Annotated in this window: 14 protein-coding genes; 9 read left to right on the plus strand and 5 right to left on the minus strand. The window is 73.4% G+C overall.

Features of this window, described 5'->3' with window-relative positions:
• The coding region (gene ftsY / locus L332_RS0115670) for a signal recognition particle-docking protein FtsY (RefSeq protein ID WP_041204127.1) at positions 1 to 834 on the minus strand (834 nt) is incomplete at its 3' end.
• Between the two features lie 167 nt (positions 835 to 1,001).
• Here ftsY and L332_RS0115675 point away from each other — a divergent pair.
• Positions 1,002 to 2,273, plus strand: a complete 1,272-nt coding sequence (locus L332_RS0115675) for a TerC family protein (RefSeq protein WP_021011446.1) — start codon at positions 1,002 to 1,004, stop codon at positions 2,271 to 2,273.
• Positions 2,274 to 2,276: 3 nt separating this feature from the next.
• Complete coding sequence (locus L332_RS0115680; RefSeq protein ID WP_021011447.1) at positions 2,277 to 3,101, plus strand: DNA-3-methyladenine glycosylase family protein; 825 nt, start codon at positions 2,277 to 2,279, stop codon at positions 3,099 to 3,101.
• A 4-nt stretch (positions 3,102 to 3,105) separates the two neighbouring features.
• Here L332_RS0115680 and L332_RS26905 read toward each other — a convergent pair whose 3' ends face one another.
• The 3 genes from L332_RS26905 to L332_RS26915 form a co-directional block, all read right to left on the minus strand.
• Positions 3,106 to 4,215: a class I SAM-dependent methyltransferase gene (locus tag L332_RS26905; RefSeq protein WP_021011448.1), complete on the minus strand. Its 1,110-nt coding sequence runs from the start codon at positions 4,213 to 4,215 to the stop codon at positions 3,106 to 3,108.
• A gap of 77 nt (positions 4,216 to 4,292) precedes the next feature.
• Positions 4,293 to 4,718, minus strand: coding sequence for a type II toxin-antitoxin system VapC family toxin (locus L332_RS26910; RefSeq protein ID WP_021011449.1), 426 nt, complete (start codon positions 4,716 to 4,718; stop codon positions 4,293 to 4,295).
• Positions 4,715 to 5,026 carry a type II toxin-antitoxin system Phd/YefM family antitoxin gene (locus L332_RS26915; protein WP_200860980.1) on the minus strand — a complete coding sequence of 104 codons (312 nt, stop codon included), beginning with the start codon at positions 5,024 to 5,026 and terminating at the stop codon, positions 4,715 to 4,717. The genes L332_RS26910 and L332_RS26915 overlap by 4 nt, the downstream gene beginning before the upstream one ends.
• A gap of 71 nt (positions 5,027 to 5,097) precedes the next feature.
• Here L332_RS26915 and L332_RS26920 point away from each other — a divergent pair, with 71 nt between their 5' ends.
• The gene (locus tag L332_RS26920) at positions 5,098 to 6,480 is read left to right on the plus strand and encodes an FAD-binding oxidoreductase (protein ID WP_144061097.1); all 1,383 of its coding nucleotides are present in this window, start codon (positions 5,098 to 5,100) and stop codon (positions 6,478 to 6,480) included.
• A gap of 82 nt (positions 6,481 to 6,562) precedes the next feature.
• Positions 6,563 to 7,240 carry a hypothetical protein gene (locus tag L332_RS0115685; protein WP_021065103.1) on the plus strand — a complete coding sequence of 226 codons (678 nt, stop codon included), beginning with the start codon at positions 6,563 to 6,565 and terminating at the stop codon, positions 7,238 to 7,240.
• Positions 7,241 to 7,393: 153 nt separating this feature from the next.
• On the opposite strand, the gene smc is transcribed toward L332_RS0115685, so the two are convergent.
• Complete coding sequence (smc, locus tag L332_RS26925) at positions 7,394 to 10,876, minus strand: chromosome segregation protein SMC (RefSeq protein ID WP_021011453.1); 3,483 nt, start codon at positions 10,874 to 10,876, stop codon at positions 7,394 to 7,396.
• 142 nt (positions 10,877 to 11,018) lie between these two features.
• Between smc and L332_RS26930 the strand changes: the two genes are divergently transcribed.
• From L332_RS26930 to L332_RS26945, 5 genes are all read left to right on the plus strand, one after another.
• Positions 11,019 to 11,633 (plus strand): DUF305 domain-containing protein, encoded by a 615-nt coding sequence (locus L332_RS26930; protein WP_021011454.1) that lies wholly within the window; start codon positions 11,019 to 11,021, stop codon positions 11,631 to 11,633.
• Between the two features lie 99 nt (positions 11,634 to 11,732).
• A complete protein-coding gene (locus tag L332_RS29610; RefSeq protein ID WP_021011455.1) occupies positions 11,733 to 12,809 on the plus strand; it encodes a GNAT family N-acetyltransferase in 1,077 nt (358 codons plus the stop codon).
• Complete coding sequence (locus tag L332_RS26935; RefSeq protein WP_021011456.1) at positions 12,806 to 13,906, plus strand: GNAT family N-acetyltransferase; 1,101 nt, start codon at positions 12,806 to 12,808, stop codon at positions 13,904 to 13,906. Before L332_RS29610 ends, L332_RS26935 begins: the two co-directional genes overlap by 4 nt.
• Positions 13,907 to 13,928: 22 nt before the next feature.
• Positions 13,929 to 15,347, plus strand: a complete 1,419-nt coding sequence (locus L332_RS26940; protein WP_021011457.1) for an aldehyde dehydrogenase family protein — start codon at positions 13,929 to 13,931, stop codon at positions 15,345 to 15,347.
• Positions 15,348 to 15,648: 301 nt separating this feature from the next.
• A complete protein-coding gene (locus L332_RS26945) occupies positions 15,649 to 16,710 on the plus strand; it encodes an IS110 family RNA-guided transposase (protein ID WP_021011458.1) in 1,062 nt (353 codons plus the stop codon).
• Positions 16,711 to 16,722: the final 12 nt, after the last annotated feature.

Raw genomic sequence — 16,722 nt, forward strand, 5'->3', positions numbered from 1 at the left:
GAACCCCGTCAGGTCGTCGATGTCCTCGCCCTGCCCGATGAGCTTGATCGGGATGCCGGTGCGCTCCTGCACGGCGAGGATGAAGCCGCCCTTCGCGCTCCCGTCGAGCTTCGTCACGACGAGCCCCGTGATGCCGGCGTGCTCGATGAACGCCATCGCCTGGTTCACGCCGTTCTGGCCCGTCGTCGCGTCGAGCACGAGCAGCACCTCCGCGATCGGCGACTGCTTCTCGATCACGCGCTTGATCTTGCCGAGCTCATCCATGAGCCCGCCCTTCGTGTGCAGGCGGCCGGCGGTGTCGATGATGCACATCGCGTGCCCGTGCGCCTTCGCCGCCTCGACCGTCTGGAAGGCGACGGATGCGGGATCCTGGCCCTCGCGCTCCGGGCGCACGATCGCGCTCCCCGCGCGCTGCGCCCACGTGCCGAGCTGCTCGACCGCCGCGGCGCGGAACGTGTCGGCCGCGCCGACCACGACCGACTGGCCGTTGCGCACGAGGAAGCGCGCGAGCTTGCCGATCGTCGTCGTCTTGCCGACGCCGTTGACGCCCACGACGAGGATGACCGCCGGCCGCTCCTTGAGCGAGAGCGTCGGGTCGAACTCGGCGAAGCGCTCCTCGAGCCGCTCCCGCAGCATGCGCTTGAGGTCCTTCGGGTCGTCGACCATGAGCCGGTCGACGTCGGCGCGGAGCGCCTCGATCAGCTGCTCGGTGATGTCGGGGCCGAAGTCGGCGGTGATGAGGGCCGTCTCGAGGTCGTCCCACGTCTCCTCGGTGATCGTCTCGCGCTGGAACATGCCCTTGAGGGCGCCGGTGAGAGACCACTTCGCTGCCATGGCTCCATGCTAGGCGGGCCGCCCGCTAGACTCGTCCCCTGGCGAAGGGGAGTATCCCGTCACGCCGCGATCGTCATCACGGGGCCCCGGGGCCCCCGGTCGCGGCGGCGCGATCCGCGCGGGAGAGACGTTCGCGCCCTTCCCGTACCCATTGAGAGGCGCAGCCCTTGACCCCGTACCAGATCTTCGAGATCGCCTCCATGGCGGTGCTCGTCGCGATCCTCATCTTCGACCTGCTCATCGTCGTGAAGCGGCCGCACGTGCCGTCGATGAAGGAGGCGACCGGCTGGGTCGCGCTCTACGTGTCGCTCGCGCTCGTGTTCGCCGGCGTGCTGTTCATCTCCGGCGAGCAGCAGAAGGCGGGCGAGTTCGTCACCGGCTGGCTGCTCGAGTACTCGCTGTCGATCGACAACCTCTTCGTCTTCATCATCATCCTCAGCCGCTTCTCGGTGCCGAAGGAGATGCAGCAGCGGGTGCTCATGATCGGCATCCTGATCGCGATCGTGCTGCGCGGCATCTTCATCCTCGTCGGCGTGCAGCTCATCGAGTCGTTCTCGTGGCTCTTCTACATCTTCGGCGCGTACCTCGTCTACGTCGCGTGGCAGCAGGCGTTCGGCCACGACGACGACGCGGGCGAGAAGGACAACTTCGCCGTCCGCCTGCTCAAGAAGCGCTTCAACTTCACCGACACGTGGAACGGCGGCAAGATCCGCCTGAAGTCGGAGGGCGTGACCTACTTCACGCCGTTCCTCATGGTGATCATCGCGCTCGGCACGACCGACCTGCTGTTCGCGATCGACTCCATCCCCGCGATCTTCTCGGTCACGACCGATCCGTTCCTCGTCTTCGCGTGCAACATCTTCGCGCTCATGGGCCTCCGCCAGCTCTACTTCCTGCTCGGCGGCCTGCTCGATCGGCTCGTCTACCTGCACTACGGCATCGCGGCGATCCTCGGCTTCATCGGCGTCAAGCTCGTCTTCCACGCGATGGAGAAGAACGACCTGCCGTTCATCAACGGCGGCGAGCCGATCACGTGGGTGCCCCACATCGAGACGTGGCACTCGCTCATCGTCATCCTCGCGTCGATGGTCATCGCGACCGTCGCCTCGCTCATCCGCATCCGCGTGAAGGGCAAGGAGACGGGCGACACGTCGCTCCACATCGGCCCCTCGGAGGCCGAGCTCGGCGCGGACGGGCACTACCACATCGTCGACGCGATGGGCACGACCTTCCACCGGCCGTTGCGCGTCGAGCACAACGACACGGGCACGCTCACGGTCGTCGACGCGCACGGCAAGGAGGCGCCGGTCGCCGACTTCTCGGCCGACGTCGTGCGCGAGGCCGCGCGAGAGGACATGCCGGCCGAGGACCTCGAGGAGCTGCGCCGACGCATCCGCGAGGGCCGCGAGTTCGACGAGCGTGACGACCGCCAGGTCTGACGCATGACCGGAGCGCCGGGCATCCTCGCGTGGCTGCGGCCGCGCGCGGTGCCCGGCGTCGAGGTCGTGGCGGCTGACGGCTACCGCCGCGCCCTCCCGGGGCCGCGCGTCGCGACGGCGACGGTCGAGGGCGAGCTCGCGACGACCGACGACCCCGACCTCGCGCGCGTGTTCGACCTCGACGGGGCGGATGCGCGGCACGAGGCGGATGCGCGGCTCGCGTGGGCGGCGGCGCGGCACGGCGTGCCGGCGCTCGCCCAAGCGCTCGAGGCCGCGCCCGCGCTCGCCCAGCCCGGCTGCGCGGACGCGCACGAGATGCTCGTGCGCGCGATCGTCGGGCAGCAGATCTCGGTCGTCGCGGCGACGCAGCAGCTCGCGCTCCTCGCCGCCCTCGGTGATCCGCTGCCCCCGGCGCTCGCGGGCAAGGGGATCGAGCGCTGCTTCCCGACGATGGCGCAGGTCGCGGAGGGCGCCGGCGTGCTGCGCGGCCCCGCGGCGAAGACCGCAGCCGTGCGCCGCGCCGCCGAGGCGGTCGCGACGGGCGCGATCGACGTCTCCCCCGCATCCGACCTCGAAGCCATGCGCGCGCGGCTGCTCGAGCTCAAGGGCATCGGCCCGTGGACGGTCGGCTACCTCTCGCTGCGGCTCGGCGACCCCGACGTGCTGCTGCTCGGCGACGTCGCGGTGCGGAAGGGCGCGCGGCTGCTCAGCATCGACGACCTCGCCGCGTTCGCCGCCGACTGCGCCGGGCACCGCTCGGCCCTCATGCTGCGCTGCTGGGCCGCGGCGGCACCGGCTGCGCCAGCGGCTGCTCCCCCCGCCGCGTAGCGCTTCAGCGCCGCGTCGCGGTGACCGTGAACTTCGGGTTGCGACTCACCTGCCGCGTGCGGCCGACCGCGTCGAGCGCCGCGCGGTAGCCGAGGTGGCTGTTCCAGACGCACCACAGCTCGCCGCCGGGCGCGAGCGCGCGGCCCGCGTCGGCGATGAGCCGCTCCGCGATGCCGGTGTGCACGGCGGCGCCGATGTGGAACGGCGGGTTGAGCAGGATGAGGCCGGCGCTCCCGTCGGGCACGCCCTCGAGGCCGTCGGCCTGCCGCGCCTCGACGCGCTCGGCGACCCCGTTGGCCGCCGAAGTCGCGCGGGTCGAGGCGATCGCTGCGGCCGAGGCGTCGGTCGCGAGCACCTGCACGTCGGGGCGGCCCTGCGCGAGTGCGACGCCCAGCACCCCCGTGCCGCACGCGAGGTCGATCGCGTGCGACGCATCCGGCATCTCGTCGAGGTGCGCGAGCAGGGTCTGCGCGCCGATGTCGATCGACGTGCCCGCGAACGCGGCGCCGTGCGCGACGACCGTGAGCGAGCCGCGGCCGAGGCGGTGGGTGCGCGAGCGTGGCCAGCTGATGCCGGGCCGCAGCGGCCGCTCGGCGTGCAGCACGCGCGACTTGCGGCGGCCGAGGCTCGCGTGCACGTGCTTGAAGCTGCGGCCGAGCAGCGCGTTCATGCTCATCGACATGTGCTTGACGCGGCCGCCCGCGATGAGCACGACGTCGTCGGCCGCGTGCGTCGCGACGAGCTCGGCGATCTCGTCGAGGGCGTCGAGCGCGCGGGGCAGCTGCAGCAGCACAAGGCGCGCGCCCTCGACGAGGGATGCGTCGAGGTCGTGGTGCGCGAATGCGGTGAGGCCCGTGCGCTCGGCGTTGGCGTCGAGCGCGCGCTCGCCGACGATCGAGTCCTGGTGCACGCGCACGCGGCTCGCACCGGCGGCGAGCGCGCCGAGGGTGAGCGCGCCGTGGCGGTCGCCGATGACGACGACCTCGCCGAGCGGGCCGAGCTTTGCGGCCTCGTCGAGGATGAGCTCGTCCGAGGCGTCGTGCGCCTGGAGCGTCGGGTCCTCCACGTCGGGCCAGCGGCGGAGGCCGGCGAAGAGCGCGTCGCGATCGGTCACCGCTCGATCCTCCCATCCGGGTGCGGCGCTCGGCCGCCGCACGAGCGCCGTACCCGGTGCTGCAGCGCGTCGATCCCTCAGCGGGTGATGTCGATCACGGGCATGCCGGCCGCCCGCCAGGCGTCGAGCAGTGCGCGATCGCCGGCCACGCCGACGCCGCCGACGTCACGCATGACCAGCCCTGTGGCGCAGTGCACCGCGTCGAAGCCGCGCAAGCCGTGCTCCACTGCGAGCACGGCTGCGCGGCGCGCGAGCTCAGCGGAGAGCGGGCTGATGGAGCAGCGCGCCCACAGTCGCTCGGCGCCGCGCAAGGCGTCGTCGAGCCCGCGGGCATCGATGCGGCCCATGCGCATGGCTTGAGCGAGCGCCGCGGCGGTCTCTGCGATCGTGACCGCAGCGACGTGCACGCGCGCCGCGCTCCGCCACGCGAGCTCGCAGCGCGCCGACGTCGGCTCCTCGACGAGCAGCGGGACGATCGCCGAGGTGTCGAAGCACGCGATCATCGCCGCTGGTCGGCGACCAGCTCGCTCACGCTCCCGCGTGCCGGGACGCGTGCGGGCAGCTCACGACTCGAGTCGAGGGGCAGCTCGATCAGACCCTCGGCGACCAGCCGCTCGATGCTGCTCTCGTGTCGCGCGGGGATGATCAGGGCGATCACGCGCCCGTGCTCGGTCACCTGGATCGTCTCGCCTCGCTTGACCCGCTGCAGCTCGGCGCTGAGTCCGTCGCGGAGCGCACGGATGCCGACGCGACGCTCGCTTGTGGCGCTTGTCATGGGCAGATTGTAGCCACATCCGAGCACGTGCGCCATGTGCCCGATCGCCGCACAGCCGCACAGGAGACCCCTGGCGTGCGTGGGCGGCCGCGAGTAGCGTCCCGCGCGTGACTGCACAGCGGCAGGGCGCCGCATCAGAGATGACCGCGCCCGATCTCTCCTCGCTCGCCTCCTCCCTCTCCGGCCGCCTCACGCTGCCGGACGACCCCGCGTTCGACGCCGAGCGCTCCCCCTGGAACCTCTCGATCGACCAGCGGCCGCTCGCGGTCGCCCACCCCGACGGCCTCGACGACCTGCGGGCGATCCTCGCGGCCGCCCGCGACGCGGGCGTCGCGATCGCCGTGCAGCCGAGCGGCCACGGCGCCTCCAGCGCGCTCGAGCGCTCGATCCTCGTGCGCACCGCCGCCTTCGACCGCTTCGACATCGACGCCGATGCGCGCGTCGCGACGATCGGCGCGGGCGTCACGTGGGGCCCGGTGATCGACGCCCTCGACGGCACGGGCCTCGTCATCCCCTCCGGCACGAGCCGCGTCGTAACACCCGCGGGCTACCTCACGGGCGGCGGCCACTCGTGGCTCAGCCGCTGGGCGGGGCTCGGCGCCCAGTCGCTGCGGGCCGCGTGGATCCTCCGACCGGACGGCACGCACGAGCGCGTCGACGACGCATCCGACCCCGACACGATGTGGGCGCTCCGCGGCGCGGGCGGCCTCGTCGGCATCGTCACGCAGCTCGAGGTCGACCTGCTCGAGGCGCCGGGCATGGTCGGCGGCGTGCTGTCGTTCGACGCGGCCGACGGGCCGACGGTCTTCCGCGTCGTGCGCGACGCGGCGGCGGATGCGCCGGAGGGCCTGGGCGCGTTCGTCTCGTCGATGCGCATGCCCGACGCGCCGATGCTGCCCGAGCACATCCGCGGGCAGAGCTTCGTCACCGTCGAGGTGCTCGCCCGCTCGGAGAGCGACCTCGCGCTGCTCGAGGCGCTGCGGGCCGCCGCGACGCCGACGGAGGAGCGGCTCGGCCCCATCACGCAGGCCGGCATGGCGGCGATGTCGATGGAGCCCGAGGAGCCCTCGCCCGGCGGCGGCAGCTCGCACGCCCTCGCCGAGCTGCCCGACGCGGCGATCGACGACTTCTTCGCGTGGCGCTCGCGCGAGGAGCAGCGACCGCTCGTCGGCTTCACGCTGCGGATGCTCGGCGGCGTGCTCCACGAGCCCGCGCGACCGGCGTTCGCGACGCTCGCCGGGGCGGCGTGGATCTCGCACTCGCTCGTGCCGCAGTTCCCCGGCACGCCCGTCGAGCCCGGCCTCGCGTCGCTCGCCGGTCTCGACGCGCTGCTGCGCCCGCACCGCGCCGAGCGCATGGTGCCGACGTTCCTCGGGCCCGGCGAGACGCTCGAGCAGTGCGCGCCGGCAGACGACGTCGCGCGGCTGCGGTCGATCCGCGACGCGGCCGACCCCGACGGCGTGCTGCACGAGGGGCGGCTGCCGCGCTGACGCTCGACTCGACAAGGCGTGACGATCGAATCGTCGCGAACGTTGGGCTGTGCTTCGCACGGCGCCGACCTACCGTGATGCCATGAGCAGCATCGCCCGCAGCCCCATCCTCACAGGCGGCCTCGCCGCCACCGTCGTCCTCGTCGCCGTCGCGGGCTGCGCGACGGCCGCCCCCGCGGGTTCCGGCGGGCCGGCCCCGTCTGCGACCGCCGCTCCCGCCGCCCCGGCCCGGCCGGTCGCGACGGGCGCCGACGCGCAGGCCCAGCTGGCCGGCCTGCCGATGCCGAGCGCCGCGGAGCCCGTCATGGCGATCGGGCTCGCGCTCGACGACGGCGACCCGATCCTGTGCCTCGGGCCGGTCATGGAGTCGGCACCCCCGCAGTGCTCCGGCCCGGCGCTCGCCGGCTTCGACTGGGCGCAGCTCGAGCCCGTCGAGATGGAGGGCGTGCGCTGGGCGCAGGTCGCGATGCAGGTCACCTACGACGCCGCGTCGCACACCGTCACGCAGGCCGGCGAGCTGCTCGACCTCGCCGCGATCACGATGCCGGCGATCGAGTACCCGACGGGCGACCTCGACGAGGCGACGATCGCGGCGGTGCAGGCCGACCTCGACACGCTCGAGCGGGCGGATGTGCTGGGGCACGTCGGCATGGACGGTCTCGTCGTGCTCACGGTCACCTTCGACGACGGCTCCATGCAGGCGGCGCTCGACGAGGTCTACGGCAACGGCGTCGTGTTCGTCGAGTCGGCGCTGCGCTGACGCTGCTCGCCCGCCGCTGCGCGGTCATTCCACCGCCGCTCGCAGCTGAGTCGCCGCCACGGCGGGAGTCGATGTCACACAGGGAGTCGAGATTCGACTCCCGTCGTGCGATTCGGCGCGGATCGACTCCCTCAGTGGCCGTGAGCGAGCAGCTCAGGCGTCGACGGGCTCCCGCTCGCGCGTCGTCCGCTGCCCGACGACCGCCGAGACCCCGTCCTGCCGCATCGAGACGCCGTAGAGCGCATCCGCGATCTCCATCGTGCGCTTCTGGTGCGTGATGATGATGAGCTGCGAGCTCTCGCGCAGCTGCTCGAAGACCGTGAGCAGCCGGCCGAGGTTCGCGTCGTCGAGCGCCGCCTCGACCTCGTCCATGATGTAGAACGGGCTCGGCCGCGCCTTGAAGATCGCGACCATGAGCGCGACCGCCGCGAGCGAGCGCTCGCCGCCCGAGAGCAGCGAGATGCGGTCGATCTTCTTGCCCGCCGGCCGCACCGTCACCTCGACGCCCGTCTCGAGCATGTTCTCGGGATCCGTGAGCGTGAGCGCGCCCGAGCCGCCCGGGAAGAGGATCGGGAAGACCTCGGTGAACGCGGCCTTCGTGTCCTCGAACGCCGCAGCGAAGATCGTCTCCATCGTCACATCGAGGTCGGCGATGATCTGCTCGAGGTCCTTGCGCGTCTTCGCGAGGTCGGCGAGCTGCTCGGTGAGGAACGTGTGGCGCTGCTCGAGCGCCGCGAACTCCTCGAGCGCGAGCGGGTTGACGCGGCCGAGCCGCGCGAGCTTGCCCTCCGCCTGCTTGAGCCGCGCCTGCTCCGCCTTGCGGTCCCAGTCCTCGCCCGGTGCGTACTCGGCGACGAGCACCGCCTCCTCGAGGCCGAGCTCGCTGCCGGCGCGCTCGAGCAGGTTCGAGAGGTGCAGCTTCTGCTCGTACGCCTCCATCTCGGCGACGTGCACGTGCTCGGTGAGCTCCTGCAGCCGCTCGCGGAGCGCCCCCTCGCTGCGGCGCAGCTTCCCGAGCTCCTCGTTGCGGTCGCGCCGCGCCGCCTCGCGCTCGGCGAGCACGCCGCGGGCCTCGGCGACCGAGCGCTCGGCGACGCCGAGCACCGGCGGGATGGCGTCGAGCACGCGCGAGGCCTGCTCGCGCTGCCGCTCGCGCAGCACCGCGCGACGGGCCGCCTCCTCGGCGCGAGCCCGCTGCGCCTCGACGTCTCGAGCGAGCGACTCGGCGCGAGCGAGCTCCGCCCGCACGCGCTCCCGGGCGGTCTCGAGCTCGACGCGAAGGTCGGTCTCCGCCTGGCGCGCCGCTTCGAGCTCGGCGAGCACGCCGTCGCGCGCCGACGCGTCGAGGATCGGCCGCGGCTCGGCGAGGAAGCGGTCGAGCGCGCGCTGGGCCGACTCGACGCCCGCCGACGCATCCGTCACGCCCGTGCGCGCCTCGGCGAGCGCCGCCCGCGCCCGCTCGTGCTCCCCGGTCGCCGACTCGAGCCGCGCGCGCACGCGCGAGCGCTCCTCGCCGCGCGCGGCGGAGGCCGCGTCGTGCGCGCGCAGCTGCTCGAGCGCGTCGGCGGCGGCGCGCTTGGCCTGCTGGTGCGCCTGCCGCGCGCGCTCGAGCGCCTCGGCCTCGCGCTCGATGTCGGCGCGCAGCCGCTCGAGCTGCTCGGTCGCCGCGTCGCGCTCGGCGAGCAGCTCGAGCCGCGACTGCGCGTCGTCGGAGCCGCCGCGCATGAGGTACTCGGTCACGAAGTCGCCGCGGCGCGTGACGATCGTCACCGGTCCGCCGAGCTCGAGCGCTGCGATCCGCGGGCCCGCCTCCCGAGCGGCGTCGAGCGAGTCGACCACGAAGGTGAGCGCGAGCACCCCGAGCACACCGGCGGGCGCATCCACGACCGTTGGCGCGTGCACGGCGCCCTCGATCGACGGCACGTCGAAGCGCATCGGCGCGGCGTCGCCGACGACCGCCTCGATGCGGCCGAGCCCCGCCTCGTGCGCGTGCTCGATCGCCGCGGCGGCGGCATCCCGCGACTGCGCGAGCACGGCCTCGCCGAGCGTGCCGAGCGCCGCCGCGATCGCGGCTTCGAAGCCCTTCTTCACCTTGACGTGCTCGGCGACGAGCCCCGTGAGCCCGTCGATGCCGGCGCCGAGCAGACCTGCGGATGCGTTCCCCGCGTCGAGCGCGACCGTCAGGGCCGAGGCGCGGGCCGCGAGGGCGTCGCGCTCCCGCTCGACGCGGTGCAGGGCGTCGCGCCGCTCGTCGAGGTCGCCGGACAGCGCCGCTTGCCGCTCGTCGGCCTCGCGGTAGGCGACCGCGAGCGCCTCGGCGTCGCCCGCCTCCTCCGCGTCGCCGAGCCCCTCGGCGGCCGCGGTCGCGTCGGCGAGCCGCTGCTCGGCGTTCGCGAGCGCCGCCTCGCGGCGCGTGACCTCGGCGTCGCGCGCAGCGAGCGTCGACTGCGCGACGTCGACCTTCGAGCGATGCCCGGCCGCCTCGAGGTCGTGCTTCGAGACGAGCGCGGCCTGCGCGGCGATCTCCTCGTCGAGCGAGTCGAGGTTCGCGCGCGCGACGGCGGTCGCCGAGGCCGCCTTCGCGAGCCGGCCCTCCGCATCCGCCACCCGGTCCTGCAGCGATCGCGCCTCGTCGCGCGCCGCGGCGACCATGTCGGGCGTCACGAGCGGGCCGGCGTCGCCGATCTCGGGCGCCTCCTCGAGGAGGGCGAGCCGCTGGCCCGCGAGCGCGTGGAGCGACTGCAGCCGCGAGAGCTCCCGCTCGAGCGCGTGCGCGACCGTGCGGGCCCGGTCGACGTCGTCGCCCGCCATCGACTCCTCGATGCGGCTCGCGCGCAGCTTCGCCTGCTCGAGCTGCTCCTGCAGCACGATGCGCTCGGACTTCCGCTCCGACTCCGAGCGCGCGGCCGCCTCGAGCTGGCCGCGCAGCCCGATGACCTCGTCGGCGATGAGCCGCGCGCGAGCGTCGCGCACGGTCGCCTGGATCGTCGCGGCCTCCTTCGCGATCTCGGCCTGCTGACCGAGGGGCTTGAGCTGCCGGCGGATCTCGCCCGTGAGGTCCTGCAGGCGCGTGAGGTTGGCCTGCATCGCGTCGAGCTTGCGGAGCGTCTTCTCCTTGCGGCGGCGGTGCTTGAGGATGCCCGCGGCCTCCTCGATGTAGCCGCGGCGGTCGGCGGGCGTCGCCTGCAGCACGCTGTCGAGCTGCCCCTGGCCGACGATGACGTGCATCTCGCGGCCGAGGCCCGAGTCGCTCAGCAGCTCCTGCACGTCGAGGAGCCGGCACGACTCGCCGTTGATCGCGTACTCCGAGCCGCCGTTGCGGAACAGGGTGCGGGAGATCTGCACCTCGGCGTACTCGATCGGGAGCGCGCCGTCGGCGTTGTCGATCACGAGCTCGACGTGCGCGCGGCCGAGCGGGCCGGTCGTCGCGGTGCCGGCGAAGATGACGTCCTCCATCTTGCCGCCGCGGAGCGTCTTCGCGCCCTGCTCGCCCATCACCCACGCGAGGGCGTCGACGACGTTCGACTTGCCGGAGCCGTTCGGCCCGACGACGCACGTGACGCCGGGCTCGAACTGGAACGTCGTGGCGCGCGCGAACGACTTGAAGCCCTTGACGGTGAGGGTCTTGAGGTGCATGCGGCTCCCGGTTCGTGCTCGCACCACCGTAGTCGTGCGGAGGACCGCCGCGCGGAGGGCGCGCGTTGCGGGCCGCAATGTGCCCGCCTAGCGTGGGAGCCCGGATGGGACGCGACAGCCGCACGAGACCAGGAGCGAGTCGATGAGCGAGCATGACCAGAGCGCCGAGCACGGCGAAGGTGAGGGCCGCGAGGGCGGCGACCAGCACGAGTCCGGCCGCACGAACCGCATGTACCTGCGCTTCGCTGCGATGATCCTGACCGCGATGGTCGTGATGTACGCGGCGATGTTCGTCGGCTCGTACGAGTGGAGCCACGTGCGGTGGAGCGAGAGCCGGGCCTTCATGTCGCTGACGATGGGGGGCACGATGGGGCTGATCATGCTCGCGTGGATGCTCAACATGTACAAGAACGTGAAGGCGAACATCACGATCGTGATCGTGAGCGTGCTGCTGCTCGGCGGCGGGATCTTCCTGGACAGGAGTCAGACGACCGTGCAGGACTCCGGCTTCATGAGCGCGATGATCCCGCACCACTCGCTCGCGATCACCCGTTCCGAGCGAGCAGAGCTCGCCGACGTGCGGGTCTGCGAGCTCGCCGTCGAGATCAGTGAGGCTCAGCGGCGCGAGATCTTCGAGATGGAGTGGCTGATCGAGGACATCGAGCGCAACGGCGTGGCTGCCACGCAAGGCGACGCAGCAGCCCGGGCCGTCCCCGAGTACCAGGAGTCAGCGGAGCGAATCTGCCCCAACGGCTGACGTCGGGCCGTTCCGGCACCGTGTTGCACGGCAGGCGCGCGCGACCCTATCCTGCAATGCTGCCCGCCGGCATGGCGCCGGTGCAGAGCGGCAGGACCCATGCAGATCGACATCCGCCCCGCCGCGCCGCTGCCCGACGACGGCGACGCCGCCGCGCCCGGCGATGAGCTCCGCCTCGCGTACGAGCTCAACGAGCGCGCGAACGCCGCCCGCTTCGGCGAGGGCATCTACGTCAACACCCTCCCCGAGTTCACCGCGCTGCTGCGCTCCGACGAGACGGAGCGCATCGACGTCCTCTACGCGTGGCTCGGCGCGCGCATCGTCGGCGACGTGACGATCTACGCGAACCTCATCGACTCGACCGAGGTCGCCGACGTCGGCATCCAGCTCGACCCGACCCTCCCGCACGGCGAGCGGACCGAGCTCGCGGAGGCGCTCGTCGCGCGCGGCATCGACGAGGCGATCGCGCTCGGCCGCTCGACGATCGTGGCCTCCACCGTCGGCGCGCGCACCGGCCCCGTGACCGCCCGCACCGGCCACGGCGCGGCCAACCCGACGCATCCCGAGGTCGCGCCGCTCGTCGCGCGCGGCTTCGAGCTCGAGCAGGTCTACCGCGTGAGCGTCGCCGACCTCGCGCGGCTGAGCGACCTCGACGCGCGGCACGCCGCCGGGCTCGAGCGCGCGAGCGGGTACGAGCTCGTGCGGTGGATCGGCGAGACGCCCGCCGAGCACCGCGAGGGCATGCGGATGCTGCACGAGCGGATGTCGGTCGACGCACCCGTCGCGGGGCTCGCGTGGGAGCCCGAGTCGTGGGACGACGCGCGGCTGACGGCGTTCGAGCAGGGCAAGCAGGGCGGGGGCCGCTCGCTCATGACCGTCGCGGCGCGCAAGCGCTCGACGGGCGAGCTCGCGGGCTTCTCGACCCTCATCCTGCCGACGACCGGCGACGTCGCGCGTCAGCACGACACCCTCGTGACGCAGCCGCACCGCGGCCACGGCCTCGGCATGCTGCTGAAGCTCGACAACATGCTGCGACTGCGGGAGCTCCGGCCCGAGCTGACGCGCATCGTCACCTGGAACGCGGAGGAGAACCGGCCCATGCTCGCGGTGAACGAGCGATGCGGCTTCGAGCCGATCGCGTACGAGGCGCAGTGGCAGCGGAAGGACGCGCGATGACCGCCCTGCAGCTCGAGTGGCTCGAGCTCGAGGCGCCCGCCGACGACCTCGACGAGCCGCGGCTGACGCGCATCGCGCGCTACGTCCACGCCGCGAACCGCGTCACGCAGGCGCACTGGGGCGACGACTCGCACGACACGACCGTCGACGAGATCGTCGCGAGCCTCCGCCACCCCGACGACGAGGTGACGCGCCGCTTCCTCGTCGTCGAGAGCGGCCGCGACGTCGGCCGCGCGATCGCGTCGATCAACGCCGAGGAGGGCTCGCGCATCGCCTACGTCTCGGCGTGGGTCGTGCCCGAGGAGCGCGGGCGCGGCATCGGGCGTGCGATGGCCGAGCGGCTCGAGCAGATCGGCCGCGAGCTCGGCGCGACGACGCTGCAGTCGTGGGTCGACCACCGGCCGCCTGCCGAGGGCGACGAGGCGAAGCCCGCCGTGAGCGGGCACGGCGCGATCGCGCTCGACGCGCCCGCGCGGCTCGCGACCTCCCTCGGCTACACGCTCGAGCAGATCGACCGCATCTCCGAGCTCGACGTCGAGTCGGCGCGCGCCGACCTCGAGCGGCACCGGGCGGATGCGCTCGCGCACGCGGGCGAGGACTACGAGACCCGTGCGTGGCAGGGCCCGACGCCGCCGGAGCTGCTCGACGCGATGGCGACGCTGCACGGCCGCATGGTCACCGACGCGCCGGCCGCGGGCCTCGACGTCGACGACGAGCGGTGGGACGCCGCACGCGTGCAGCGGCTCGAGGCCGAGCTGACCGAAGCGGGGCAGACGCTCCTGCAGGCGGTCGCGATCCACCGCGCGAGCGGCGAGGCCGTCGCGTTCACGGTGCTCGTGCTCCCCGCGCCCGGGCGCCCAGCGTTCCAGGAGGACACCCTCGTGCACGCCGAGCACCGCGGGCACCGGCTCGGCATGCTCGTGAAGGCCGAGAACCTGCTGCAGCTCGGCCGCCTCCACCCCGATCGCACGCGCGTCATCACCTGGAACGCGAGCGAGAACCGCCCGATGCTCGCGGTCAACGAGGCGCTCGGCTTCGTCGCGGTCGGCGCGGAGGGGGCGTGGCAGAAGCGGCTGGGCGACGGAGCCAAGCCATAGCCGCACCTGCCAGCATGGGCGCATGAGCGACCGCGCAACGATCGACGCCCGCCCCGAGACCCGGCCCGATGCATCCATCGACGGCCTCGCCGCCGAGCTGCGCGAGGCGGTCGAGAGCGGGCTGACCCGGCCGCGCGAGTACCGCGAGCGGCAGCTCGACGGCCTCACCGCGATGCTGCTGCAGCACACGTCGCGGTGGGAGGCGGCGCTGAAGGCCGACCTCGGCAAGGGCGAGATCGAGGCGCACCTCACCGAGATCGGCTTCCTCGTCGCGGAGGCGCGCGCCGCGAAGCGGTCGCTGCGCCGCTGGATGGCGCCGCGACCGGTCGCCGCGCCGCTCGCGCTGCAGCCCGCGGTGGCGAAGACGCTGGCGCAGCCGCTCGGCGCCGCGCTCATCATCGCCCCGTGGAACTACCCGCTGCAGCTCGCGCTCGCCCCGCTCATCGGGGCGATCGCCGCGGGCTGCGCCGCGGTCGTGAAGCCGAGCGAGGTCGCGCCCGCGACCTCGGCGCTGCTCGCCGAGCTGGCGCCGCAGCACCTCGACCCGCGCTCGGTGCGGGTCGTCGAGGGCGCGGTCGACGAGACGACGGCCCTGCTCGAGCAGCGCTGGGACCTCATCTTCTACACCGGCAACGCGAAGATCGCGCGCGTCGTCGCGGCGGCCGCTGCGAAGCACCTGACGCCGACGATCCTCGAGCTCGGCGGCAAGAGCCCCGCCTACGTGCACCGCTCCGCCGACATCCCGGCGACCGCGCGGCGGCTCGCGTGGGGCAAGTGGATCAACGCCGGGCAGACGTGCGTCGCGCCCGACCACATCCGCGTCGACCGCGAGATCGCCGACGAGCTCGTCGAGGAGCTGCGCCGCGCGACCGCCGAGCAGCTCGGCGACGCGCGCACCTCCCCCGACTACGGCCGCATCGTCAACGGCCGCCACCTCGAGCGCCTCACGGGGCTGCTCGGCAGCGGCACGGTCGTGACCGGCGGCGAGGTCGACGAGGCCGACCGCTTCATGGCGCCGACGATCCTCGTGGGCGTCGATGACGCATCCCCCGTCATGCAGGAGGAGATCTTCGGCCCCATCCTGCCGGTGCTGCCGGTCGACGGCGTCGACGGCTTCATCGAGACGATGCGCGGCGCAGAGAAGCCGCTCGCGCTCTACGTCTTCGCGAGGGACCGGGATGCGGTGCGTCGCGTCGAGCGCGAGACCTCGTCGGGCGCGCTCGGCGTCAACATCGCGGTCGCGCACGTCGGCGCGGCGGGGCTGCCGTTCGGCGGCGTGGGCGAGAGCGGCTCGGGCGCCTACCACGGCAAGCACTCGTTCGACGCGTTCAGCCACCACCGCTCGGTGCTGTCGAAGCCGACCGCGATCGACACGCTGCGGGTCATCTACCCGCCGTTCAGCTCGTGGCGCGGGCGGCTCGCGAAGCGCATCCTCGGCTGACGCAGTCACCGCTCGTCGAGTAGCCGGCGCAGCCGGCGTATCTCTCATGGGTATTGGCGGGCCTGGGGCTCGCTGGCAGGCTGGCGGCGACTCCGGCGGTCGTGACTCTCGGCGTATCTGTCCCGCTTCGGCGGTGGCTTGGTCTCGACTTGTCCGATCGCGGGGGCCGGTGCCGGCCCACCCGCACCGATGGCTTGATAGAAGGCTGTCCAACCTGACGGTTGTGACTCTTGAGAGATCTGCCTCGACGCGACTTCCCAGGGCCGGCACCGACACGGTCCGATCCTGAGGAGGAACCGCGATGACCATCGTCGCAGACCGATGCACCCATGTCATGGGTGTCGACACGCATGCCAAGACCCACACGTTCGCGCTCGTCGAGGCCGCCACCGGCGCTGTCACGGCGACCGCGACGTTCCCCGTCACGCCCGCGGGACTGGACCGGGCGCTGGCCTGGGCGGGCCGCCGGGCGCCGGGCTACGTCGCCGCGGTCGAGGGCACCGCCTCGTACGGGGCGACGCTCACGACCCGGTTGCAGGCCGCCGGGACCGTCGTGTTCGAGGCGCGTCCGCCCAAGCGGGCAGCCCGGGCGGGGCGCGGGAAGTCGGACCAGATCGACGCAGTCGCCGCCGCCCGGTCGGTGCTGGGCGAACCGGTCGAGCGGCTCGCGCAACCGCGGTCCGGGGAGCTGCGGCAGGCGCTGCAGCTGCTGCTGACGGCCCGGCGGCTCCTAGACCGGCAGCGCGTGCAGGACCGCAACGCCCTGAACGCGCTGGTCCGAGGGGTCGAGCTCGGCCACGACGCGCGCCGAGCGCTGAGCGACGCCCAAGTCGCAGCGATCGCCGCCTGGCGCACCCGGCGCGACGACTCGGTCGCACACGCGATCGCCCGTGCCGAGGCGACCCGGCTCGCCAGGCAGGTCCGCGCGCTGCAGGGCCAGCTGCGCGAGAACTACGAGCAGCTCGAGCGGGTCGTGACCCTGATGGCGCCCGAGCTCATGCGCGAGCTCGGGCTCGGCCCGGTCACCGCCGCCGCCTGCATCGCCGCCTACTCCCACCACGGACGCGTCCGCACCGAGGCCGCCTACGCCTCCCTCGCCGGCGTCGCGCCCATTCCCGCCTCCAGCGGCAACACCCAGCGACACCGCTTGAACCGGCACGGCGACCGCCGCCTGAACTCGGCGCTCGACACCATCGCCCGCGTCCGGCTCAGTCACGACCCGGCCGCCCGCGACTTCCGCGACCGGCACCTCGCCGCAGGCAAGACCAAGACCGAGGTCCGCCGCCTGCTCAAGCGCTACATCGCCCGCAGCACCTACCGGAAGCTGCAGACCATGCTCCAGACCCCCGAGGTGCCTCACTGAGAAGTGAGCGCG

Origin of the sequence: Agrococcus pavilionensis RW1 (assembly GCF_000400485.1) — a bacterium.
In the GTDB taxonomy this organism is placed as follows: domain Bacteria; phylum Actinomycetota; class Actinomycetes; order Actinomycetales; family Microbacteriaceae; genus Agrococcus; species Agrococcus pavilionensis.

Coding starts and splice junctions, on each gene's coding strand:
- L332_RS0115680 (WP_021011447.1), top strand. CDS start 2,277: ATGACCGGAGCGCCGGGCATCCTCGCGTGGCTGCGGCCGCGCGCGGTG.
- L332_RS26910 (WP_021011449.1), bottom strand. CDS start 4,718: ATGATCGCGTGCTTCGACACCTCGGCGATCGTCCCGCTGCTCGTCGAG.
- L332_RS26915 (WP_200860980.1), bottom strand. CDS start 5,026: ATGGCGCACGTGCTCGGATGTGGCTACAATCTGCCCATGACAAGCGCC.
- L332_RS0115685 (WP_021065103.1), top strand. CDS start 6,563: ATGAGCAGCATCGCCCGCAGCCCCATCCTCACAGGCGGCCTCGCCGCC.
- smc (WP_021011453.1), bottom strand. CDS start 10,876: ATGCACCTCAAGACCCTCACCGTCAAGGGCTTCAAGTCGTTCGCGCGC.
- L332_RS26930 (WP_021011454.1), top strand. CDS start 11,019: ATGAGCGAGCATGACCAGAGCGCCGAGCACGGCGAAGGTGAGGGCCGC.
- L332_RS29610 (WP_021011455.1), top strand. CDS start 11,733: ATGCAGATCGACATCCGCCCCGCCGCGCCGCTGCCCGACGACGGCGAC.
- L332_RS26935 (WP_021011456.1), top strand. CDS start 12,806: ATGACCGCCCTGCAGCTCGAGTGGCTCGAGCTCGAGGCGCCCGCCGAC.
- L332_RS26940 (WP_021011457.1), top strand. CDS start 13,929: ATGAGCGACCGCGCAACGATCGACGCCCGCCCCGAGACCCGGCCCGAT.
- L332_RS26945 (WP_021011458.1), top strand. CDS start 15,649: ATGACCATCGTCGCAGACCGATGCACCCATGTCATGGGTGTCGACACG.